At 63.9% G+C, this 17,629-nt stretch carries 19 protein-coding genes and 1 other RNA gene; 13 read left to right on the forward strand and 7 right to left on the reverse strand.

Going from position 1 to position 17,629, the window contains the following annotated elements; all coding sequences use genetic code 11:
- Positions 1-67 precede the first annotated feature (67 nt).
- Entirely contained in the window at positions 68-682 is a 615-nt protein-coding gene (locus AC0L3U_RS03395; RefSeq protein ID WP_473360685.1) for a TetR/AcrR family transcriptional regulator, read from the forward strand.
- Between the two features lie 179 nt (positions 683-861).
- Positions 862-2,037, forward strand: a complete 1,176-nt coding sequence (locus AC0L3U_RS03400; RefSeq protein WP_473360686.1) for a GAF domain-containing sensor histidine kinase — start codon at positions 862-864, stop codon at positions 2,035-2,037.
- Between the two features lie 227 nt (positions 2,038-2,264).
- Here the strand turns inward: AC0L3U_RS03400 and feoB are convergent, their stop codons facing one another.
- The 7 genes from feoB to ssrA all read right to left on the reverse strand — a co-directional run bounded on the left by feoB (position 2,265) and on the right by ssrA (position 7,832).
- Entirely contained in the window at positions 2,265-4,136 is a 1,872-nt protein-coding gene (feoB, locus tag AC0L3U_RS03405; protein ID WP_473360687.1) for a ferrous iron transporter B, read from the reverse strand.
- A 20-nt stretch (positions 4,137-4,156) separates the two neighbouring features.
- Positions 4,157-4,432 carry a FeoA family protein gene (locus AC0L3U_RS03410; RefSeq protein ID WP_007600961.1) on the reverse strand — a complete coding sequence of 92 codons (276 nt, stop codon included), beginning with the start codon at positions 4,430-4,432 and terminating at the stop codon, positions 4,157-4,159.
- Between the two features lie 128 nt (positions 4,433-4,560).
- On the reverse strand, positions 4,561-4,815 hold the full coding sequence (locus AC0L3U_RS03415; RefSeq protein ID WP_007600962.1) for a ribbon-helix-helix domain-containing protein: 255 nt from the start codon (positions 4,813-4,815) through the stop codon (positions 4,561-4,563).
- The gene (locus AC0L3U_RS03420; protein WP_027570789.1) at positions 4,812-5,000 is read right to left on the reverse strand and encodes a DUF4169 family protein; all 189 of its coding nucleotides are present in this window, start codon (positions 4,998-5,000) and stop codon (positions 4,812-4,814) included. The genes AC0L3U_RS03415 and AC0L3U_RS03420 overlap by 4 nt, the downstream gene beginning before the upstream one ends.
- A gap of 276 nt (positions 5,001-5,276) precedes the next feature.
- On the reverse strand, positions 5,277-6,749 hold the full coding sequence (fumC, locus tag AC0L3U_RS03425) for a class II fumarate hydratase (protein WP_473360825.1): 1,473 nt from the start codon (positions 6,747-6,749) through the stop codon (positions 5,277-5,279).
- Positions 6,750-6,836: 87 nt separating this feature from the next.
- Positions 6,837-7,352 (reverse strand): SspB family protein, encoded by a 516-nt coding sequence (locus AC0L3U_RS03430; protein ID WP_456768479.1) that lies wholly within the window; start codon positions 7,350-7,352, stop codon positions 6,837-6,839.
- 114 nt (positions 7,353-7,466) lie between these two features.
- Positions 7,467-7,832, reverse strand: a transfer-messenger RNA (tmRNA) gene (gene ssrA / locus AC0L3U_RS03435).
- An 84-nt stretch (positions 7,833-7,916) separates the two neighbouring features.
- Between ssrA and AC0L3U_RS03440 the strand changes: the two genes are divergently transcribed.
- The 11 genes from AC0L3U_RS03440 to AC0L3U_RS03490 all read left to right on the forward strand — a co-directional run bounded on the left by AC0L3U_RS03440 (position 7,917) and on the right by AC0L3U_RS03490 (position 17,621).
- Positions 7,917-8,534: a chromate transporter gene (locus AC0L3U_RS03440; RefSeq protein WP_473360688.1), complete on the forward strand. Its 618-nt coding sequence runs from the start codon at positions 7,917-7,919 to the stop codon at positions 8,532-8,534.
- A complete protein-coding gene (locus tag AC0L3U_RS03445) occupies positions 8,531-9,061 on the forward strand; it encodes a chromate transporter (RefSeq protein WP_027519544.1) in 531 nt (176 codons plus the stop codon). Before AC0L3U_RS03440 ends, AC0L3U_RS03445 begins: the two co-directional genes overlap by 4 nt.
- Before the next feature lie 95 nt (positions 9,062-9,156).
- Positions 9,157-9,918 carry a tripartite tricarboxylate transporter TctB family protein gene (locus AC0L3U_RS03450; protein WP_456768481.1) on the forward strand — a complete coding sequence of 254 codons (762 nt, stop codon included), beginning with the start codon at positions 9,157-9,159 and terminating at the stop codon, positions 9,916-9,918.
- A 7-nt stretch (positions 9,919-9,925) separates the two neighbouring features.
- Positions 9,926-11,491, forward strand: coding sequence for a tripartite tricarboxylate transporter permease (locus AC0L3U_RS03455; protein WP_007600973.1), 1,566 nt, complete (start codon positions 9,926-9,928; stop codon positions 11,489-11,491).
- Positions 11,492-11,714: 223 nt separating this feature from the next.
- Entirely contained in the window at positions 11,715-12,509 is a 795-nt protein-coding gene (locus AC0L3U_RS03460) for a thymidylate synthase (RefSeq protein WP_007613362.1), read from the forward strand.
- 5 nt (positions 12,510-12,514) lie between these two features.
- On the forward strand, positions 12,515-13,000 hold the full coding sequence (locus AC0L3U_RS03465; RefSeq protein ID WP_473360689.1) for a GNAT family N-acetyltransferase: 486 nt from the start codon (positions 12,515-12,517) through the stop codon (positions 12,998-13,000).
- Entirely contained in the window at positions 13,000-13,509 is a 510-nt protein-coding gene (locus tag AC0L3U_RS03470) for a dihydrofolate reductase (RefSeq protein WP_473288666.1), read from the forward strand. Before AC0L3U_RS03465 ends, AC0L3U_RS03470 begins: the two co-directional genes overlap by 1 nt.
- 154 nt (positions 13,510-13,663) lie before the next feature.
- The gene (hflK, locus tag AC0L3U_RS03475) at positions 13,664-14,800 is read left to right on the forward strand and encodes an FtsH protease activity modulator HflK (RefSeq protein ID WP_007600977.1); all 1,137 of its coding nucleotides are present in this window, start codon (positions 13,664-13,666) and stop codon (positions 14,798-14,800) included.
- Positions 14,797-15,693, forward strand: a complete 897-nt coding sequence (hflC, locus tag AC0L3U_RS03480) for a protease modulator HflC (protein WP_456768483.1) — start codon at positions 14,797-14,799, stop codon at positions 15,691-15,693. The genes hflK and hflC overlap by 4 nt, the downstream gene beginning before the upstream one ends.
- Before the next feature lie 83 nt (positions 15,694-15,776).
- A complete protein-coding gene (locus tag AC0L3U_RS03485) occupies positions 15,777-15,983 on the forward strand; it encodes a DUF2065 domain-containing protein (protein WP_007600979.1) in 207 nt (68 codons plus the stop codon).
- Between the two features lie 144 nt (positions 15,984-16,127).
- A complete protein-coding gene (locus tag AC0L3U_RS03490; protein ID WP_473360690.1) occupies positions 16,128-17,621 on the forward strand; it encodes a Do family serine endopeptidase in 1,494 nt (497 codons plus the stop codon).
- The last annotated feature ends 8 nt before the right edge of the window (positions 17,622-17,629 follow it).

The following is a 17,629-nucleotide window of genomic DNA, read 5'->3' on the forward strand; positions in this document are numbered from 1 at the left end:
ACTATGGTGATCGCCATAGTATGGCGATCACCATAGCCGTGTCAAGCCGGGCGTGTTATGCTGACGGATGCCCCGTAAGACTGACGCCCGCGATCGCGCGATTGCCACTGCCGAGCGACTGTTTCGCATCCAAGGCTACACTGCGACGGGATTGAACCAGATCATCGAAGAAAGCGGCTCGCCCAAAGGATCGTTCTATTTTCATTTTCCGCGCGGCAAGGCACAGCTCGCAGAAGAAGCAATCGATCGTTACGTTGCGAGTAGAATTGCTGTGTTGCGGGCTATCTCCGCGAATACGACCGGTGATGCCCTGAGTTTTTCTCGTCAGATTTTCAGCGCGTTCGCGGCCGAAATGGTTGCCTCTGATTTCCAGTATGGATGTCTCATGCAAAATCTTGCGAACGAGCTTCCTGCACTCGACGCTGATCTGACCAAACGGGTCGCGCGCGGATTTGCTGATTCAACCGAGATCGTTGTGGAGCATTTCAGGGGGTGCGGTTTCACGTCCGCGCGCGCTTCCTCGACCGCTTCCGCATTGGTCGCGGCCGTCGAAGGCGCACGTACGATCGCCCGCCTTGAACGCACAACGGCTATATTCGACGCGCTGGCGGATGTGAGTGTCCAGGGTTGGGCGGCCTCCGAGGGGAGATCCGAGGTTAGCTCTCGGCGGCGCCGAGGGTAGCTGCAACGGCGGATTTCCTTGCCGTTGCTATTAGCATGAAACCGTGTTCACCGCGCCGTCCCCCACGAGAGGCGTCGAATGACATTGACGCGGAATAACTGGCAGTGCTTTTTACCATTGCAGGGACGCGCTTTCGTGGGGGTGACGGTCGTCCAGCGTAGTTCCGACGCGGAGTGGCAATGGATTTCGAGCGCGACATAGCCAAGGTCAGCGGAATCGCTGCGGTGTCGACCATCCTGGACGTGGTCAGCCGGACCACCGGCATGGGGTTTACCGCCGTTGCCCGCGTCACCGAGGACAGGTGGATCACCTGTGCCTCGCGTGACGAACTTGCGTTCGGGCTGAAGCCCGGTGACGAGCTCAAGGTCGAGACCACGATCTGCCATGAGATCCGGCAGAGCCGCGAGGCGGTCGTCATCGAGAATGTCAGTGAAGACGCCGCGTACTGCACGCATCACACGCCTGCGCAATATGGCCTCCAAAGCTACATCTCCGTGCCGATCATTCTTCCCGACGGTTCATTCTTTGGAACTCTTTGCGCGATCGATCCGAAGCCGCGCAAGCTTCGGACCCCCGAGATCATCGGCATGTTCAAGCTGTTTGCGGAGCTGATCGCGTCTCACCTCGACGCGGCCGACCGTGTCGAACTGATCGAGAACAGGCTCGCGCTGGAACAACGCAATGCTGAACTGCGCGAGCAGTTCATTGCCGTGCTCGGTCACGACCTCAGAAACCCTCTCGCCTCGATCCAGGGCGGGCTGCGGCTTCTGAACAAGAAGGTCGATGACGAGGGCAAGAACTGGATCAACCTGCTGCAGGGAAGCGTGGCCCGGATGGCGGGCCTGATCGACAATGTCATGGACTTCGCCCGCGCGCGGCTCGGCGCCGGCATGCAGCTCAAGCTGAAAGAACAGCCGCTCGAGCCTGTCATCAAGCAGATTGTCGCGGAGTTCGAGAACGTGCATCCGGATCGCGTCATCGAAACGGTCGTCAACGTTCCTGGACCTGTGAGAATCGACGCCGGCCGCATAGGTCAGATGCTGTCCAATCTTCTCGGCAACGCGATTTCCTATGGCGCCGCCGACAAGCCGATCAGGGTGCTGGCGCAGACGACCGGCGCTGGCTTTGATCTCAGCGTTGCCAACAAAGGCGCGCCAATTCCGGCTGATACGATCCCGCGCCTTTTCACGGCGTTCGATCGCGGCGACGTTCTGCCGAACCAGAAAGGGCTTGGGCTCGGACTGTACATCGCCCAGGAGATCGCGCGCGCCCATGGCGGGCTGATCGTCGCGTCGTCGATGCGGGATGAAACGGTGTTCACTGCGTCGTTCCCGGCAACACAGGCCAGCGGCTGAGAAGGCGTGCCAGGCTCCGGTATCTTGCCGTCACCGAGCGTCTCGCCGATTCTCTGACACTACCATCATGCGCCTGTTTTGCCCGACGGCGCAACCGGCCTTGTGTGCCGGCGTTGGTTCTGGCCAGCGACGGTCAGCTGATTTTAGCACACGCGTAAGCCATTGATTTCACAACCCCCGTCTACTGTGCATGGGGTTGTTTTCGCGCTTTTTAATTTTTAGAGGGGCTACCCCGCCCCGAACGCGAGCGCGACATTGTAGGTTAGAAGGCTCGCGGCATAGGCCAGCACCAGCATGTAGAAGAAGGTGACCGCCATCCAGGTCCAGCTTCCGGTCTCGCGCCGGATCACGGCCAGCGTGGACGCGCATTGCGGGGCGAAGATGTACCAGGCCAGCATCGACAGCGCGGTCGCGAGCGACCATTTCGTCGCCAGCACCTGGCCGATCTGCTCGGCCGCTTCCTTGCCGCCTTCGATCGCATAGACGGTGCCGAGTGCTGCGACCGCGACCTCGCGCGCCGCCATGCCCGGGATCAGCGCGACCGCGATCTGCCAGTTGAAGCCGACCGGCGCCAGCAGCGGCTCGAGCGCCTTGCCGATGATCGCGGCCAGGCTGAAATCGATCGCCGGTTCGGTTGCGCCCGCGGGCGGCTGCGGGAACGAGGCCAGGAACCAGATCAGCACCATCATCGAGAAGATCGTGGTGCCGGCGCGGTGCAGGAACATCTTGGCCCGCGTATAGACGCCGATCGCGATCGATTTCAGCCGCGGCATCTTGTAGTCCGGCAGCTCCAGCATGAACGGCGCCGGCGCATAGTCGCGCAGCATGAAGAATTTGATCAGGAACGAGACGGCAAGCGCGCTGATGATGCCGGCCGCGTAGAGGCCGAACATCACGAGGCCCTGAAGGTTGATGAAGCCCCAGACGTCCTTTGCCGGAATGAAGGCGGAGATGATCAGCGTGTAGACGGGAATGCGCGCCGAGCAGGTCATCAGTGGCGCGATCAGGATCGTGGTCAGCCGGTCGCGCTTGTTGTCGATCACGCGCGTCGCCATGATGCCGGGGATGGCGCAGGCAAAGCTCGAGAGCAGCGGGATGAAGGCGCGGCCGTGCAGGCCGGCGCCGCCCATGATGCGGTCCATCAGGAACGCGGCGCGCGCCATGTAGCCGAAATCTTCCAGCAGCAGGATGAACAGGAAGATGATGATGATCTGCGGCAGGAACACGATGACGCTGCCGACGCCTGAGATCACGCCGTTCTGAAGGAAGCTCTGCAGCAAGCCGGCGGGCAGGGTGGCGTGCACGAACTCGCCGAGCGAGTCGAAGCCCGAGTTGAGCAGCTCCATCAGCGGCTGCGCCCAGGCGAACACCGCCTGGAACATCACGAACAGAATAGCCGCGAGCACGATCAGCCCGCCGACGGGATGCAGCACGATCGCGTCGATCCGCGCGGTCCAGGTGTCGGGCCGGCTGGGCAGGCTGACGCAATCGGCGATGATGCGGTCGGCCTCGCGCTGGGTGGCGCGCAGATCGGCCACGCTGAGCGCCCGCCAATTGTTCTCGCCCGGCTCGGCGGCGAGCTTTGCCGAAATCTCGTCGGTCAGCGACAGCAGGTCGGCCGTGCCGCCCTTGCGCACCGCGATCGAGGTGACCACGGGCACGCCGAGCTCCTTGGCGAGCCGCGCGACGTCGACAGTGATGCCGCGGCGGGTCGCGATGTCGAACATGTTGAGCACGAGGATCATCGGCCGGCCGGTGCGCTTGAGCTCCAGCAGCAGGCGGATGGTCAGGCGCAGATTGGTGGAATCGGCCACGCATAGCACGAGGTCGGGCAGGGTCTCGCCGGAAGCCTTGCCGAGCACGAAGTCGCGGGTGATTTCCTCGTCCGGGCTGCGGCCGCGCAGGGAATAGGTGCCGGGCAGGTCGACCACGGAGACCTGGCGGCCCATGGGCGTGACGAAGAATCCTTCCTTGCGCTCGACGGTGACGCCGGGATAGTTCGCGACCTTCTGCCGGCTGCCGGTCAGCGCATTGAACAGCGAGGTCTTGCCGCTGTTTGGCGTGCCCACCAGGGCCAGATGAAGTAGGGGCAATTCCATGGAGTTGGGGTCCGGTCGCTTCAGGCGACGATGATGGCCATGGCTTCGCGACGGCGGACCGCGATGGTGATGCTGTCGACCCGCACGGCGATCGGGTCGCGGCCGACCAGTCCCTCGTGCAGGACCTCGACCCGGGCGCCCTCGACGAAGCCGAGCTCGATCAGCCGGCTCTCGAGCTCGATGTCCGAGAGCGCCGAGCCTGCGTCCTTGGGGGAAAGATGCTGGATGACGCCGGTATAGCCGCGCTGGGCCAGGCCCAGCGGCATCTGCGGACGCGTATCATGGATGTCGGTCATGCCCTGTATTTTCAACGCAGGGCATCGAGGTCAAGCGCGCTCGGTCGCTGAAACTGCACCTTAGAGTGATTTTAAAGTACCAGCTTCGTGACGGAGGTGATTGGCGCCAAGATCGGGCACCAAGACGGCTACTGGGCCGGGACCTTTTCCGCCTGGATGGCGGCCATGGCGCGGCTCTTGAAGTAGTCGAGCACGAACAGACGGATCGCCGAGGACAGATTGCCCTGCTGGCGGTTGCCGTCGATCTCGCCGACCAGCTCGGACAGCGTCATGTTGCGCAGGCCCGAGATCTCCTTCATGCCGTTCCAGAACGCCTCTTCCAGGCTGACGCTGGTCTTGTGACCGGCGACGACGATCGACCGTTTCACGACGGGCGACTTCATGGCTGCTCCTCGCGATCGATCTGGTGCTGGTCCAGGTGCGCCTTCGCCTGGTCCGCGCGCGTCTCCTCCGCCGACCGCTCCGCCTTCGTGCGGCCGAACTTCGTTCGGTTGGCGTCCGCCTGCTTCGCCGTGGCTTGCCGCTCGGCGCGCTTCCGGAAACGATTCAGGTTGATGACGTTCCCCATGTCGCGTCTCCATCATCCGATCCTCCGTGGGCAGGATGAAACATTCAGAAACTGTGCGCCGCACTGCGCCCAATGAGATTTGATCGCCATTCGCTTGTCCTCGTCAATCGACCCTTGGGCCATCAAACGATGAATTCCGCCCCGTGGGGACGGAGGGGCTGCGTAACACGCAATCCCGCCGCGACATTGACGGTAATCAAATCCCGTCCGTTAAGCCCTACATTTAATGGAGCTTGGGGCTCCGTATCATTACGGATGGCTATCGGAATTCGGAATTTATCCCGGGCTGGTCATCTTCTCGGGGCGCACCAGACGGTCGAACTCGTCCGCCGAGACGAAGCCGAGCCGGAGCGCCTCTTCCTTCAGGGTGGTGCCGTTGGCATGCGCCGTCTTAGCCACCTTGGCCGCGTTGTCGTAGCCGATCTTGGGGGCGAGCGCCGTCACCAGCATCAGCGAACGCTGCATCAGTTCCTTGATGCGCTTCTCGTCGGCGCGGATGCCGCTGACGCAATGCTCGGTGAAGGAGCGCGCGGCGTCCGCCATCAGCCGGATCGAGTGCAGCATGTTGTAGGCCAGCACGGGCTTGTAGACGTTGAGCTCGAAATGGCCCTGGCTGCCGGCAAGCGTGATCGCGGTGTGATTGCCGAACACCTGGCAGCACACCATGGTCATCGCCTCGCACTGTGTCGGATTGACCTTGCCGGGCATGATCGAGGAGCCCGGCTCGTTCTCCGGCAGCATCAGTTCGCCGAGGCCCGACCGCGGACCCGATCCGAGCAGGCGGATGTCGTTGGCGATCTTGAACAGGCCTGTCGCGACCGAGTTGATGGCGCCGTGCGCCAGCACATAGGCGTCGTTCGAGGCCAGCGCCTCGAATTTGTTGGCCGCGCTGGTGAAGGGCAGCTTGGTAATCCCGGCAACGTGCTTTGCGAACAGTTTTGCAAAGCGCGGCTTCGAATTGAGGCCGGTGCCGACGGCGGTGCCGCCCTGCGCCAGCGGATAGAGCTCCTTCACCGCGACCTTGAGCCGGGCGATGCCGCTCTCGACCTGGGCGGCATAGCCGGAGAATTCCTGGCCGAGCGTCAGCGGCGTCGCGTCCTGGGTGTGGGTGCGGCCGATCTTGACGATCTTTGCGAACTCCTTCTCCTTCTTGCGCAGTGCACGCAGCAATTCGCCGAGGGCAGGGACGAGATCGGCGGTGATGCGGCTTGCCGCCGCGATATGCATCGCGGTCGGGAACGAGTCATTCGACGACTGGCTCATGTTGACGTGATCGTTGGGATGCACCGGCTTCTTGGCGCCGAGCTCGCCGCCGAGCATCTCATTGGCGCGGTTGGCGATGACCTCGTTGAGATTCATGTTGCTCTGCGTGCCCGAGCCGGTCTGCCACACCACCAGCGGGAAATGATCGTCCAGCTTGCCCTCGATCACCTCGCGGGCGGCGCGGATGATGGCGTTGGCGCGGCGCTGGTCGAGCAGGCCGAGCTCCTGGTTGGATTGCGCCGCGGCGAGCTTGACGATGCCGAGCGCATGCACGAGCGCGATCGGCATGCGATCGATGCCGATGCGAAAATTCTGCCGAGAGCGTTCGGTCTGCGCGCCCCAATAGCGGTCGGCGAGGACCTCGATGGGGCCGAAGCTGTCGGTCTCGGTGCGGGTCGCCGGGCGCGAGGAACGGTCGGTCTTCGCGCGGGCAGCCGTCGAGCGGGAAGTCTTCGAGAGGGAAGTTTTGGCCATGAGCACATCCATTCCGCCGCGCGAAATGCCACGCGGCCTCTTCATGTGCCTCTATATAGGGAGTTTGGCCGCCTGCGACGGGCGCCAGTCCGATCTAGATCATTTCTTGCGGAAACGATCCAATCGCACGACTTCGGCGCCGCCCTGGTTCGGAGCCGCCGGCTCCTCAGTGCCTTCCGCCGGTTCAGTGGCAGGGGGCACCGCGACCGCGGATGGGGCGGGAGCGGCCGGCAATGTCTCGGCCGAAACGTCGGCGACATCGGAGGTGTCGAACTGGAGGCCGAATTTCACGGACGGATCGAGGAAGCTCTTGATGGCGCTGAACGGCACGATCAGCCGCTCCGGAATGCCCCCGAAGGACAGGCCGACCTCGAAGCGGTCCTCGAGCACGGTCAGATCCCAGAACTGGTGCTGCAGGATGATCGTCATCTCTTCCGGATACTGGGCCAGCAGCCGCGACGACAATTTCACGCCGTCGGCCTTCGACACGAAGGTGATGAAGAAATGATGCTCGCCGGGCAGTCCCTGGGACGCGGCGTCGGTCAGCACCTTGCGCAACACGCCGCGCAGCGCGTCGCGGGCCAGCACATCGTATCGGATATGATCGGTCGCCATGGTCGTCCTGTTGCATTCCAGGAGCTGGGCCCTGCCGGCCCGACTCGCCAAGCCGCAATAGTACCGCGCCTGACGGGTCAACAGGAGTCCCCGCGGGGTAGGAAATAAGAGGTAAGTGGAGGCTTCTGTTGCCAGGTGCCTCCGAACCCCGCCTAACGGAGCTTAACCCGTTAGGACTTCAGAATGGTCTTTCAAACTGCGTTACGCAGCCTGAGCAACCGGAGCAAAGTTGTCGTTGGCAACTATTGCATAGCCCGATAACGGCGGAACAATACCGAGAAAAAGAACGCCCTTTACGCCCTCGTCGATCCTATTTCGCCCCCGCCAAAGCCCGCCTCAGGGCTAGCCCACTGGTGGGCTTTGGTGGAGGCGCCGGGTACCGCCCCCGGGTCCGAATGGTTTATTGCGACGACCGTTTATTTCCATAGCCGGCGAACCGGCACTCCCAATATAGGGGGCAAAGGTTTCAAATAACAGGTGTTTCGAGCGACCATTCCGAGGTTCCCTTTGGATAGGTTCCCGGCAGGCTTGGCCGCGCGCCGGCCGGCGTTCTAAGCTCCTGACATGTCCGAGGATTCCGCACCGGCCGCCCAACAACCAGTTCAAGAGCCGGACCGTCCCGCCACCAGCGCCGTTCCGCCGGGCTTGCTCGCGCTGTTCCTGGCCTTCGCCCGGATGTCGCTGGCGGGCTTCGGCGGGGTTTTGGTGTTCGCCCGGCAGGCCATCGTCGAGCGGCACCGCTGGATGACGGCGGACGAGTTCAACGAGACATTTGCGCTCTGCCATTTCCTGCCCGGGCCCAACATCGTCAATCTGTCGATGGTGTTCGGCGCGCGGCTGCGCGGGATCGCCGGCGGCATTGCCGCGTTTGCGGGGCTGTTGCTGCCGCCCACGCTGATCATGACGGTGCTCGCGATCGTCTATGCCCGGTTCGGCGATGTGGAGGTGTTGCGCCGCATTCTCGCGGGCATCTCCTGTGCGGCCGTCGGCCTCTTGATCGCGGTGGTCTTTCGGATGATGACGCCGCTGCTCAAGCGGCTGGACGCCGTCGCGCTCATCCTGATGCTGGCTGTCTTCCTTGCCATCGGCGTCCTTCGCCTGCCGCTCCAGGCGGTGCTCTTGGTCGCGATCCCCGTCAGTATCGGCGCCACCTCCCTGATGCGGCGGAAGGTAGCAGCATGAACGCGGAGAACCCGATCTGGGCGCTGATCTCGACCTTCGGTCTGATGTCGCTGTTCGCAGTCGGCGGCGCCGCGGCGGCCGTGCCCGAGATGCACCGCATCGCGGTCGATGTGCATCACTGGATGACCGACAAGCAGTTCGCCGACGCCTATGCGATCGCGCAGCTCTCACCAGGTCCGAACGTACTTATCGTCACGTTAATCGGCTATGCCGTCGCCGGCATCCCCGGCGCTCTGGCGGCGACCTTGGCCATGTGCCTGCCCACCGCGCTGCTTGCCTATTATGTCAGCCGGCTCCTCAATCGGCCGAGCCAATCGCGCTGGCCCGGGCTGATCCAGGCTGCACTGGTTCCGCTCTCGATCGGCTTGATGGCGGCGAGCGCCCTGATCCTCGCCGAGTCGACCGATCGCACGCTTGCTGCGCTGCTCCTGACCGCGACGGTTGCAGTGGTCGCATCCGTCTCGCGCATCAATCCACTATGGATTTTGCTGGTCGGGGGCTTGTTGGGTTTTGCTGGCATTGTGTAATGAAAATGGCTAGGCAGGGATCCGGGCGGGGGCATCGATTTCCAGCCGATTAGAACAACATTGCTCGTGGCTTACGGGTCGCGGAGGAGACATGCATGGCCGATACGATGGGCCACTCGGCGACAGCCAACCGAAACACCTCGGTGGTGATCAGCTTTTGTCTGCTGGCCATAGCGCCGCAGATTTTCGAATTCATCTGGTCGTTCGGGACGATCTTTGGCTGGGGCGCCGGACGCGGGCCGGCCGCCGTGGTGATCAGCCATGCTACGGCGCTGCTCGCGGGGGCGCCCGGCGCGTTGCTCGGGGCGGTCGGCGGTGACACCAAGAAGGCGTCATCCGATGTGCTGCTGGCGCTGATCTATTCCTATCCGGTCTTTGCGGTGGCGATTCTCACGTTCTTCATGACGATCAGGTCGGCGCAGGACTATGTCGGCGGAATTGTGCTGATGGCGCTCGCCTTGTTCGCACTGTGGGCCTCCAGCGATTTGCAGGGCATGCGGGGCTTCTCCTTCGGCGCCGGCACGGCGCCGCGGATGTTTGGCGGGCTCCTGGTTGCACTTGGCGCCGGCATTGCGTTGACGGGACTGCTGACCGACGGGCCGGCGATGGCGCACTATGCCTGGCGCGGGCCGCTCTTCGTGATGATCTCGATCGTCTTCTTCGCCCTGGCGATTCGTCCGCTTGGCGTGGTGGTGACGGCGTTCACGAGCTTCCTGATCTCGGCGATGGGCACGCATGAAACGCGCTGGGTCGAAGCGATCATCGTCGGCGCCTGCCTGACGCTCGGTTGCGCGCTGCTCTTCCCCTATGTGCTGGGGCTGCCGATGCCGATGTTCCCGCGCTTCCTGGTTCAGTGAGGGTGTGATGTTCGATCTCTTCCACAATCTGGGCCTTGGTTTCGGTGTGGTGTTTCAGATCTCCTGGTGGTCACCCTGGTGGCTCTACGGTCTGTCGCTGCCGATCTCGATCAACATTCTCATGTGCCTGATTGGCGCATTGGTCGGCACGCTGGTTGGCGTGCTGCCCGGTATCGGCACCGTCGCAACCGTGGCGATGCTCCTGCCGATCACGTTCGGATTGCCGCCGGTCGGCGCGCTGATCATGCTCGCCGGCATCTATTACGGCGCCCAGTATGGCGGCTCGACCACCTCGATCCTGGTCAACATTCCCGGTGAGGCGACGTCGGTCGTCACCGCCATCGATGGTCACCAGATGGCGAAGCAGGGCCGTGCCGGCCCGGCGCTGGCGATCGCGGCGATCGGCTCGTTCTTCGCCGGCTGCGTCGCGACCGTGCTCATCGCCGTGCTCGGCGCGCCGCTGACCAAGCTCGCGCTGGCGTTCGGTCCGGCCGAATATTTCTCGCTGATGGTGCTCGGCCTGATCTTCGCGGTGGTGCTGGCCAAGGGCTCGGTGCTGAAGGCGATCGCGATGATCGTGTTCGGCCTGATGCTGTCGATGGTCGGCTCCGACATCGAGACCGGCGCCTCGCGCATGGCTTTCAACATTCCGGAGCTTGCCGACGGTCTCGGCTTCGCGACGGTGGCGATGGGCGTGTTCGGCTTCGCCGAGATCATCCGTAATCTCGACGCCGGCGCCGAGATGAATCGCGACCTGGTGCAGCAGAAGATCACAGGCCTGATGCCGACCAGGAAAGACCTGATCGACTCGGCGCCTGCGATCCTGCGCGGCACTGTGCTCGGCTCGATCCTCGGCATCCTGCCGGGCGGCGGCGCGGTCATCGCGTCCTTTGCGTCCTACACGCTCGAGAAGAAGATCGCCAAGAACCCGTCGCGGTTCGGCCGCGGTGCGATCGAGGGTGTGGCGGCGCCGGAAAGCGCCAACAATGCTGCGGCGCAGACCTCCTTCATCCCGCTGCTGACACTCGGCATCCCGCCCAACGCCGTGATGGCGCTGATGGTGGGCGCGATGACCATCCACGGCATCGTGCCGGGTCCGCAAGTGATGCAGAAGCAGCCGGAGCTGGTCTGGGGCATGATCGCCTCGATGTGGATCGGCAATCTGATGCTGATCATCATCAACCTGCCGCTGGTCGGAATCTGGGTGCGACTGTTGCGCGTTCCCTACCGGCTGATGTTCCCCTCGATCGTGATCTTCTGCGCGATCGGCATCTACTCGGTGAACAACGCGCCGGTCGACGTCATCCTGGCAGGCGTGTTCGGTCTGGTCGGCTACTGGCTGATCAAGCACGATTTCGAGCCGGCGCCGTTGCTGCTCGGCATGGTGCTCGGACCGCTGATGGAAGAGAATCTGCGCCGCGCGCTGCTGATCTCGCGCGGCGACTGGAGCGTGTTCCTGACGCGTCCGCTGTCGGCCGTGCTGCTCGCGATCGCCGCTTTCCTGCTGGTGCTCACGGTGCTGCCCGCGTTGCGTGCCAAGCGCGACGAGGTGTTCACGGAATCCGAAAACTAAGGGCGCCGCGCCAGCGTCGGCGCGCCGTGGCTCGAACCCAAGCCGGCAAGTTGGCCAGCAGGATCAATCTGATAGACGAGGGGCGGGACGCTAAGTTCCGCCCCTTGTCGTTTGCCCCGGGAACGCTCACTTTTCCGGGTATAATGCCAATGGATGGCGAATCGCCGCTGTCGCAGCGTGGGGGCGGCCGCTAAATTCGCCGCCTCCCCAAAGGCTCACGCACATGCACCAGTATCAGGACCTGCTCGAGCGGATTCTTTCAGACGGCGCCGAAAAGACCGACCGGACCGGCACCGGCACGCTGTCGGTGTTCGGCCATCAGATGCGCTTCAACCTGTCGGCCGGCTTCCCGATGCTGACCACCAAGCGCCTGCCGCTGAAGGCGATCGTGCACGAGCTGTTGTGGTTCCTGAAGGGCGATACCAACATCAAATATCTGCGCGACAACGGCGTCACCATCTGGGACGAGTGGGCCGACGCCAATGGCGATCTCGGCCCCGTCTACGGCCATCAGTGGCGCTCCTGGCCCGCGCCGGACGGACGCAGTATCGATCAGATCGCGAACGTCATCGACATGATCAAGCGCAACCCGGACTCGCGCCGCCTGATCGTCTCGGCCTGGAATCCGGCCGAGGTCGACAAGATGGCGCTGCCGCCGTGCCACTGCCTGTTCCAGTTCTACGTCGCCAACGGCAAGCTGTCGTGCCAGCTCTATCAGCGCTCGGCTGACGTGTTCCTCGGCGTGCCCTTCAACATCGCCTCCTACGCGCTGCTCACCATGATGGTGGCGCAGGTCACGGGCTTGAAGCCGGGCGACTTCGTGCACTCGTTCGGTGACACCCATCTCTATTCCAACCATCTGGAGCAGGCGAAGCTCCAGCTCACGCGCGCGCCGCGCGCGCTGCCGGTGATGCGGATCAACCCCGACGTGAAGGACATCTTCTCCTTCCGTTACGAGGACTTTGAGCTCGTCGGCTACGACCCGCATCCGCACATCAAGGCCGCGGTCGCGGTCTGAAGTCGATGTCGCTCAACATCCGCCGTGTGCGTCCCGGCGAAGCCGGGCTTGTTCTCGCGTTTATCCGCGAGCTCGCCGAGTACGAAAAGCTCTCGCACGAGGTCGAGGCGACCGAGGCTGACATCGCCGACGCACTGTTCGGCGAGCGACCGCAAGTCCATTGCGCCCTCGCCGAGTGGAACGGCGAGCCGGTCGGCTTCGCGGTGTGGTTTGCGAATTTCTCGACGTTCAGCGGCCGCCACGGCATCTATCTCGAAGATTTGTATGTGCGGCCGTCGCATCGCGGCAGGGGCCTCGGAAAGGCTCTGCTCGTGCACCTTGCCAGGGAATGCGTCGAGAACGGCTGGTCGCGGCTGCAATGGGCGGTGCTCGACTGGAACGCGCCGTCGATCGCCTTCTACAAATCGCTCGGTGCCGTCATGCTGGAGGACTGGACGCTGTGCCGCGTCACCGGGCCTGCGCTGACGCGGCTTGCCGGGAGCGCGACCTGATGGAGATCGTCTTCGTGGTGGCGATCGCGGAGAACGGCGTCATCGGCGCCGGCAACGCGATGCCGTGGCGAATGAAATCCGACATGGCGCGCTTCAAGGCGCTCACGATCGGCAAGCCCGTGATCATGGGCCGCAGGACCTTCGAATCCCTGCCCCGGCCGCTTCCGGGCCGCACCAACATCGTCGTCACGCGCGATGCGGATTATCGCGCCATCGGCGCCATTGTCACGACATCGACCGCCGCCGCAGACGCCATCGCGCGCGGCGATGCCCTGCGGCGTTCGGTCACCGAGATCGCCGTGATTGGCGGCGCCGAAATCTTCCGGCAATGGCTCGATCGCGCCGATCGCCTCGAAATCACGGAAGTGCATGCCCGCCCCGAGGGCGACACGCATTTCGGCATCGACAGGGCCGAGTGGGATGAGGTTGAACGCATCCGTCATCCTGCCGGTCCCAACGACAGCGCCGACTACTCCTATGTGACATATCGTCGGCGGGCGGGCCATTAACCGCATTTGCCAATGTTAACATTGACTTTTCTGCCCCCGAGCTTAGCTCGGAGGGCGGCGATGGCTGCGTTGTAAGGGACCTGCCTGTCCCCTATAAAGCCGGACCGGACAAAGCGGGCGGGGGGCAATTTCACCCTGCCGAGGAGAGCGTCGAATGCCGTGGAAGAATCAGGGCGGTGGCCCATGGGGCTCGGGTCCGAAGGGACCATGGGGCAACGGCCCGCAACCGGTCGGGCCAAGGCCGCCGGATCTGGAAGACCTTCTGCGGCGCGGCCAGGATCGCCTCCAGCAGATCATGCCGGGTGGCTATTTCTCCGGCATCGGCATCACGCTGATCGTGCTGCTCATCGTCGCGTTCTGGCTGCTGTCGGGCTTCTTCCGGGTGCAGTCCGAAGAGCTCGGCGTCGTGCTGCGCTTCGGCAAGCATGTCCGCACGGTAGAGCCCGGCCTGAACTACCATCTGCCCTATCCGATCGAGACCGTGCTGCTGCCAAAGGCATTGCGCGTGTCCACCATCTCCATCGGAATGACGCTGATCGACGATCCGGCGCGGCGCGGCCGCTCCATTCGTGACGTGCCGGAAGAGAGCCTGATGCTGACCGGCGACGAGAACATCGTCGACGTCGATTTCACCGTGCTCTGGCGCATCAAGCCCAACGGCGTCGGCGATTTCCTCTTCAACATCCAGAATCCCGAAGGCACCGTGAAGGCGGTCGCCGAGAGCGCGATGCGCGAGGTGATCGGCCGCTCGCAGATCCAGCCGATCCTGACCGGTGCGCGCAACGTCACCGAACAGGGCGTGCAGGAACTGATCCAGAAGACCCTGGACAGCTACGGCGCCGGCATTCAGATCAGCCAGGTGCAGATGCAGAAGGTCGACCCGCCGGCGCAGGTGATCGACGCCTTCCGCGACGTCCAGGCGGCGCGCGCCAATCTCGAGCAGCTGCAGAACGAGGCGCAGACCTATGCCAACCAGGTCGTGCCGCAGGCACGCGGACGTGCAGCGCAGATCATGCAGGCCGCCGAAGGCTATAGGGAGCAGACGGTCGCCGAGGCCAAGGGCCAGAGCTCGCGCTTCCTGAAGGTTTACGAGGAATACAAGAAGGCGCCCGACGTGACGCGTGAACGGATTTATCTGGAGACGATGGAGCGCGTGCTCGGCGGCTCGGAAAAGCTGATCTATGACGGCGGCCAGTCGGGCCAGGGCGTCGTGCCCTATCTGCCGCTCAGCGAATTGACAGCCAAGCGGCCGCCTGCAACCGGCCAGCAGACGACCGGAGGCAACCGATGAGATCTCCGGTCACAGGCATCGTCACGCTGCTCGGCCTCCTGCTCGTCGTGATCGTGGGCTACATGTCCCTGTTCACGGTGGCGCAGACCGAGCAGACCATCGTGCTGCAATTCGGCAAGCCCGTCGACGTCGTCACCGCTCCCGGCCTGCACTTCAAGGCGCCGTGGAATTCGGTGATCAACATCGACAAGCGCATCCTCGATCTGGAGAACCCGTCGCAGGAAGCGATCGCGTCCGACCAGAAGCGACTCGTGGTCGACGCCTTCGCGCGTTACCGCATCAAGGACGCGCTCCGCTTCTATCAGAGCATCGGCTCGATCCAGGCCGCCAATATCCAGCTCACCACGCTCTTGAACGCGGCGCTGCGCCGCGTGCTCGGCGAGGTGACCTTCATCAACGTGGTCCGGGACGACCGCGAGAAGCTGATGCAGCGCATCCGCGATCAGCTCGACCACGAGGCGGACGGCTACGGCATCCAGGTCGTCGACGTCCGGATCCGCCGTGCCGATCTGCCCGAGCAGAACAGCCAGGCGGTCTATCAGCGCATGAAGACGGAACGCGAGCGCGAAGCCGCCGAGTTCCGCGCGCAGGGCGGCCAGAAGGCACAGGAGATCCGCTCCAAGGCCGACCGCGAGGCGACCGTGATCGAGGCGGATGCAAGGTCGCTGGCCGAGCAGACGCGCGGCGTCGGCGATGCCGAGCGCAACCGTCTGTTCGCCGAAGCCTACGGCAAGGATGCGGATTTCTTCGCCTTCTACCGCTCGATGGCGGCCTATGAAACCGGGCTGCGCGCGAACGACACCCGCTTCCTGCTGCGGCCGGACTCGGATTTCTTCCGGTTCTTTGGTAACCCGTCCGGCAAGACGGCGACCACGACGCCAGCGAAGCCGTAAGTGAGACAAGGGCGGCAAGTCGGGCGGCAAGTCTGGCCGCTCTTCGTCCAGACAAGAACAGCACAACGGGAGGTTCCAATCCGATGAGGTCCATTGCGTTCACCGACTTCCTCATCGGTTTGGGCATCCTGTTCGTGCTGGAAGGCTTGATGTTCGCGGCAAGCCCGGCCTGGATGCGCAAGGCCATGAAAAGCGCGATGGCCACGCCGGACAACGTTCTGCGGGCGGTCGGCATCGGTTCGGCCGTGGCCGGCCTGGTCCTGATCTGGGTTATGCGACGTCCAATTTAGCCGTCGCACCAACGCCAAAGTGAAGGCGAGGGACCGGTTTTCGCCTTATTATCCGGGTCTTGAGGCCCGTTAAGGTCCGCGCTTGCGCCGTCCCCCCGTTCGAGCGCAGTCTTGACCTCGAATCCTTGTTTCCTGGAGATCACAATGACCGCTGCCACCATTGCCCCGACCCGTTTGCGCTTAGGGCTGGCCGCGCTCGCCGTTGGCGCTTTCAGCGCACTCGGTACACCGGCCTATGCGCGCGGGCCGGACGGCATCGCCGACGTCGCCGAGAAGGTGATCGACGCGGTCGTCAACATCTCGACCTCGCAAACCGTCGAAGCCAAGGGCGGCGGCAATGCCATGCCGCAACTGCCACCCGGCTCGCCCTTCGAGGAGTTCTTCGACGACTTCTTCAAGAATCGCAAGGGTCCCGGCGGCGGCAGCAAGGGCGGCGAGAACAGCCCGGCGCCGCGCAAGACCAACTCGCTCGGAAGCGGCTTCATCATCGACACATCAGGCGTCGTCGTCACCAACAACCACGTCATTGCGGACGCCGACGAGATCAACGTCATCCTCAACGACGGCACCAAGATCAAGGCCGACCTGGTCGGCGTCGACAAGAAGACCGACCTTGCCGTGCTGAAGTTCAAGCCGCCGAAGCCGCTGGTGTCGGTGAAGTTCGGCGATTCCGACAAGCTGCGCCTCGGCGACTGGGTCGTCGCAATCGGCAATCCTTTCAGCCTCGGCGGCACCGTGACGGCCGGTATCGTCTCGGCGAAGAACCGTGACATCTCCTCAGGTCCCTACGACAGCTACATTCAGACCGACGCCTCCATCAACCGCGGCAATTCCGGCGGTCCGCTGTTCAACCTCGATGGCGACGTCATCGGCGTCAACACGCTGATCATCTCGCCCTCCGGCGGCTCGATCGGCATCGGCTTCGCCGTACCGTCGAAGACGGTGGCGGGTGTCGTCGACCAGCTCCGCCAGTTCGGCGAATTGCGCCGCGGCTGGCTGGGCGTGCGCATCCAGAGCGTCACCGACGAGATCGCCGAGAGCCTCAACATCAAGCCGCCGCGCGGCGCGCTGGTTGCCGGCGTCGACGACAAGGGCCCGGCCAAACCGGCCGGCATCGAGCCCGGCGACGTCGTCGTCAAGTTCGACGGCAAGGACGTCAAGGACCCCAAGGATCTCTCTCGCGTGGTCGCCGACACCGCGGTCGGCAAGGAGGTCGACGTCGTCATCATCCGCAAGGGGCAGGAGGAGACCAAGAAGGTCATGCTCGGCCGGCTGCAGGATCCCGACAAGGTGCAGGCCGCAGTGAAGACCGACGAGCCCGCGCCTGAAAAGACCGTGACACAGAAGGCGCTCGGCCTCGATCTCGCGGCGCTGAGCAAGGATCTGCGTACGCGCTACAAGATCAAGGACACCGTCAAGGGCGTGGTCGTCACCAATGTCGACTCCAATTCGGATGCCGCCGAGAAGCGCCTCTCCGCCGGCGACGTCATCGTCGAGGTGGCGCAGGAGAGCGTCTCCAGCGGCGCCGACATCCAGAAACGAGTCGACCAGCTCAAGAAGGACGGTAAGAAGTCGGTGCTGCTGCTGGTCTCGAACGCCGAAGGCGAGCTGCGCTTCGTGGCGTTGAGCGTGCAGTAGGCGCACGA

It is taken from the genome of Bradyrhizobium sp. Kon69, assembly GCF_055807515.1.

What these genes read in the sequence shown, in the direction of transcription:
- AC0L3U_RS03395 (WP_473360685.1), top strand. Translation starts at nt 68, where the DNA reads ATGCCCCGTAAGACTGACGCCCGCGATCGCGCGATTGCCACTGCCGAG.
- AC0L3U_RS03400 (WP_473360686.1), top strand. Translation starts at nt 862, where the DNA reads ATGGATTTCGAGCGCGACATAGCCAAGGTCAGCGGAATCGCTGCGGTG.
- feoB (WP_473360687.1), bottom strand. Translation starts at nt 4,136, where the DNA reads ATGGAATTGCCCCTACTTCATCTGGCCCTGGTGGGCACGCCAAACAGC.
- AC0L3U_RS03410 (WP_007600961.1), bottom strand. Translation starts at nt 4,432, where the DNA reads ATGACCGACATCCATGATACGCGTCCGCAGATGCCGCTGGGCCTGGCC.
- AC0L3U_RS03415 (WP_007600962.1), bottom strand. Translation starts at nt 4,815, where the DNA reads ATGAAGTCGCCCGTCGTGAAACGGTCGATCGTCGTCGCCGGTCACAAG.
- AC0L3U_RS03420 (WP_027570789.1), bottom strand. Translation starts at nt 5,000, where the DNA reads ATGGGGAACGTCATCAACCTGAATCGTTTCCGGAAGCGCGCCGAGCGG.
- fumC (WP_473360825.1), bottom strand. Translation starts at nt 6,749, where the DNA reads ATGGATGTGCTCATGGCCAAAACTTCCCTCTCGAAGACTTCCCGCTCG.
- AC0L3U_RS03430 (WP_456768479.1), bottom strand. Translation starts at nt 7,352, where the DNA reads ATGGCGACCGATCATATCCGATACGATGTGCTGGCCCGCGACGCGCTG.
- AC0L3U_RS03440 (WP_473360688.1), top strand. Translation starts at nt 7,917, where the DNA reads ATGTCCGAGGATTCCGCACCGGCCGCCCAACAACCAGTTCAAGAGCCG.
- AC0L3U_RS03445 (WP_027519544.1), top strand. Translation starts at nt 8,531, where the DNA reads ATGAACGCGGAGAACCCGATCTGGGCGCTGATCTCGACCTTCGGTCTG.
- AC0L3U_RS03450 (WP_456768481.1), top strand. Translation starts at nt 9,157, where the DNA reads ATGGCCGATACGATGGGCCACTCGGCGACAGCCAACCGAAACACCTCG.
- AC0L3U_RS03455 (WP_007600973.1), top strand. Translation starts at nt 9,926, where the DNA reads ATGTTCGATCTCTTCCACAATCTGGGCCTTGGTTTCGGTGTGGTGTTT.
- AC0L3U_RS03460 (WP_007613362.1), top strand. Translation starts at nt 11,715, where the DNA reads ATGCACCAGTATCAGGACCTGCTCGAGCGGATTCTTTCAGACGGCGCC.
- AC0L3U_RS03465 (WP_473360689.1), top strand. Translation starts at nt 12,515, where the DNA reads ATGTCGCTCAACATCCGCCGTGTGCGTCCCGGCGAAGCCGGGCTTGTT.
- AC0L3U_RS03470 (WP_473288666.1), top strand. Translation starts at nt 13,000, where the DNA reads ATGGAGATCGTCTTCGTGGTGGCGATCGCGGAGAACGGCGTCATCGGC.
- hflK (WP_007600977.1), top strand. Translation starts at nt 13,664, where the DNA reads ATGCCGTGGAAGAATCAGGGCGGTGGCCCATGGGGCTCGGGTCCGAAG.
- hflC (WP_456768483.1), top strand. Translation starts at nt 14,797, where the DNA reads ATGAGATCTCCGGTCACAGGCATCGTCACGCTGCTCGGCCTCCTGCTC.
- AC0L3U_RS03485 (WP_007600979.1), top strand. Translation starts at nt 15,777, where the DNA reads ATGAGGTCCATTGCGTTCACCGACTTCCTCATCGGTTTGGGCATCCTG.
- AC0L3U_RS03490 (WP_473360690.1), top strand. Translation starts at nt 16,128, where the DNA reads ATGACCGCTGCCACCATTGCCCCGACCCGTTTGCGCTTAGGGCTGGCC.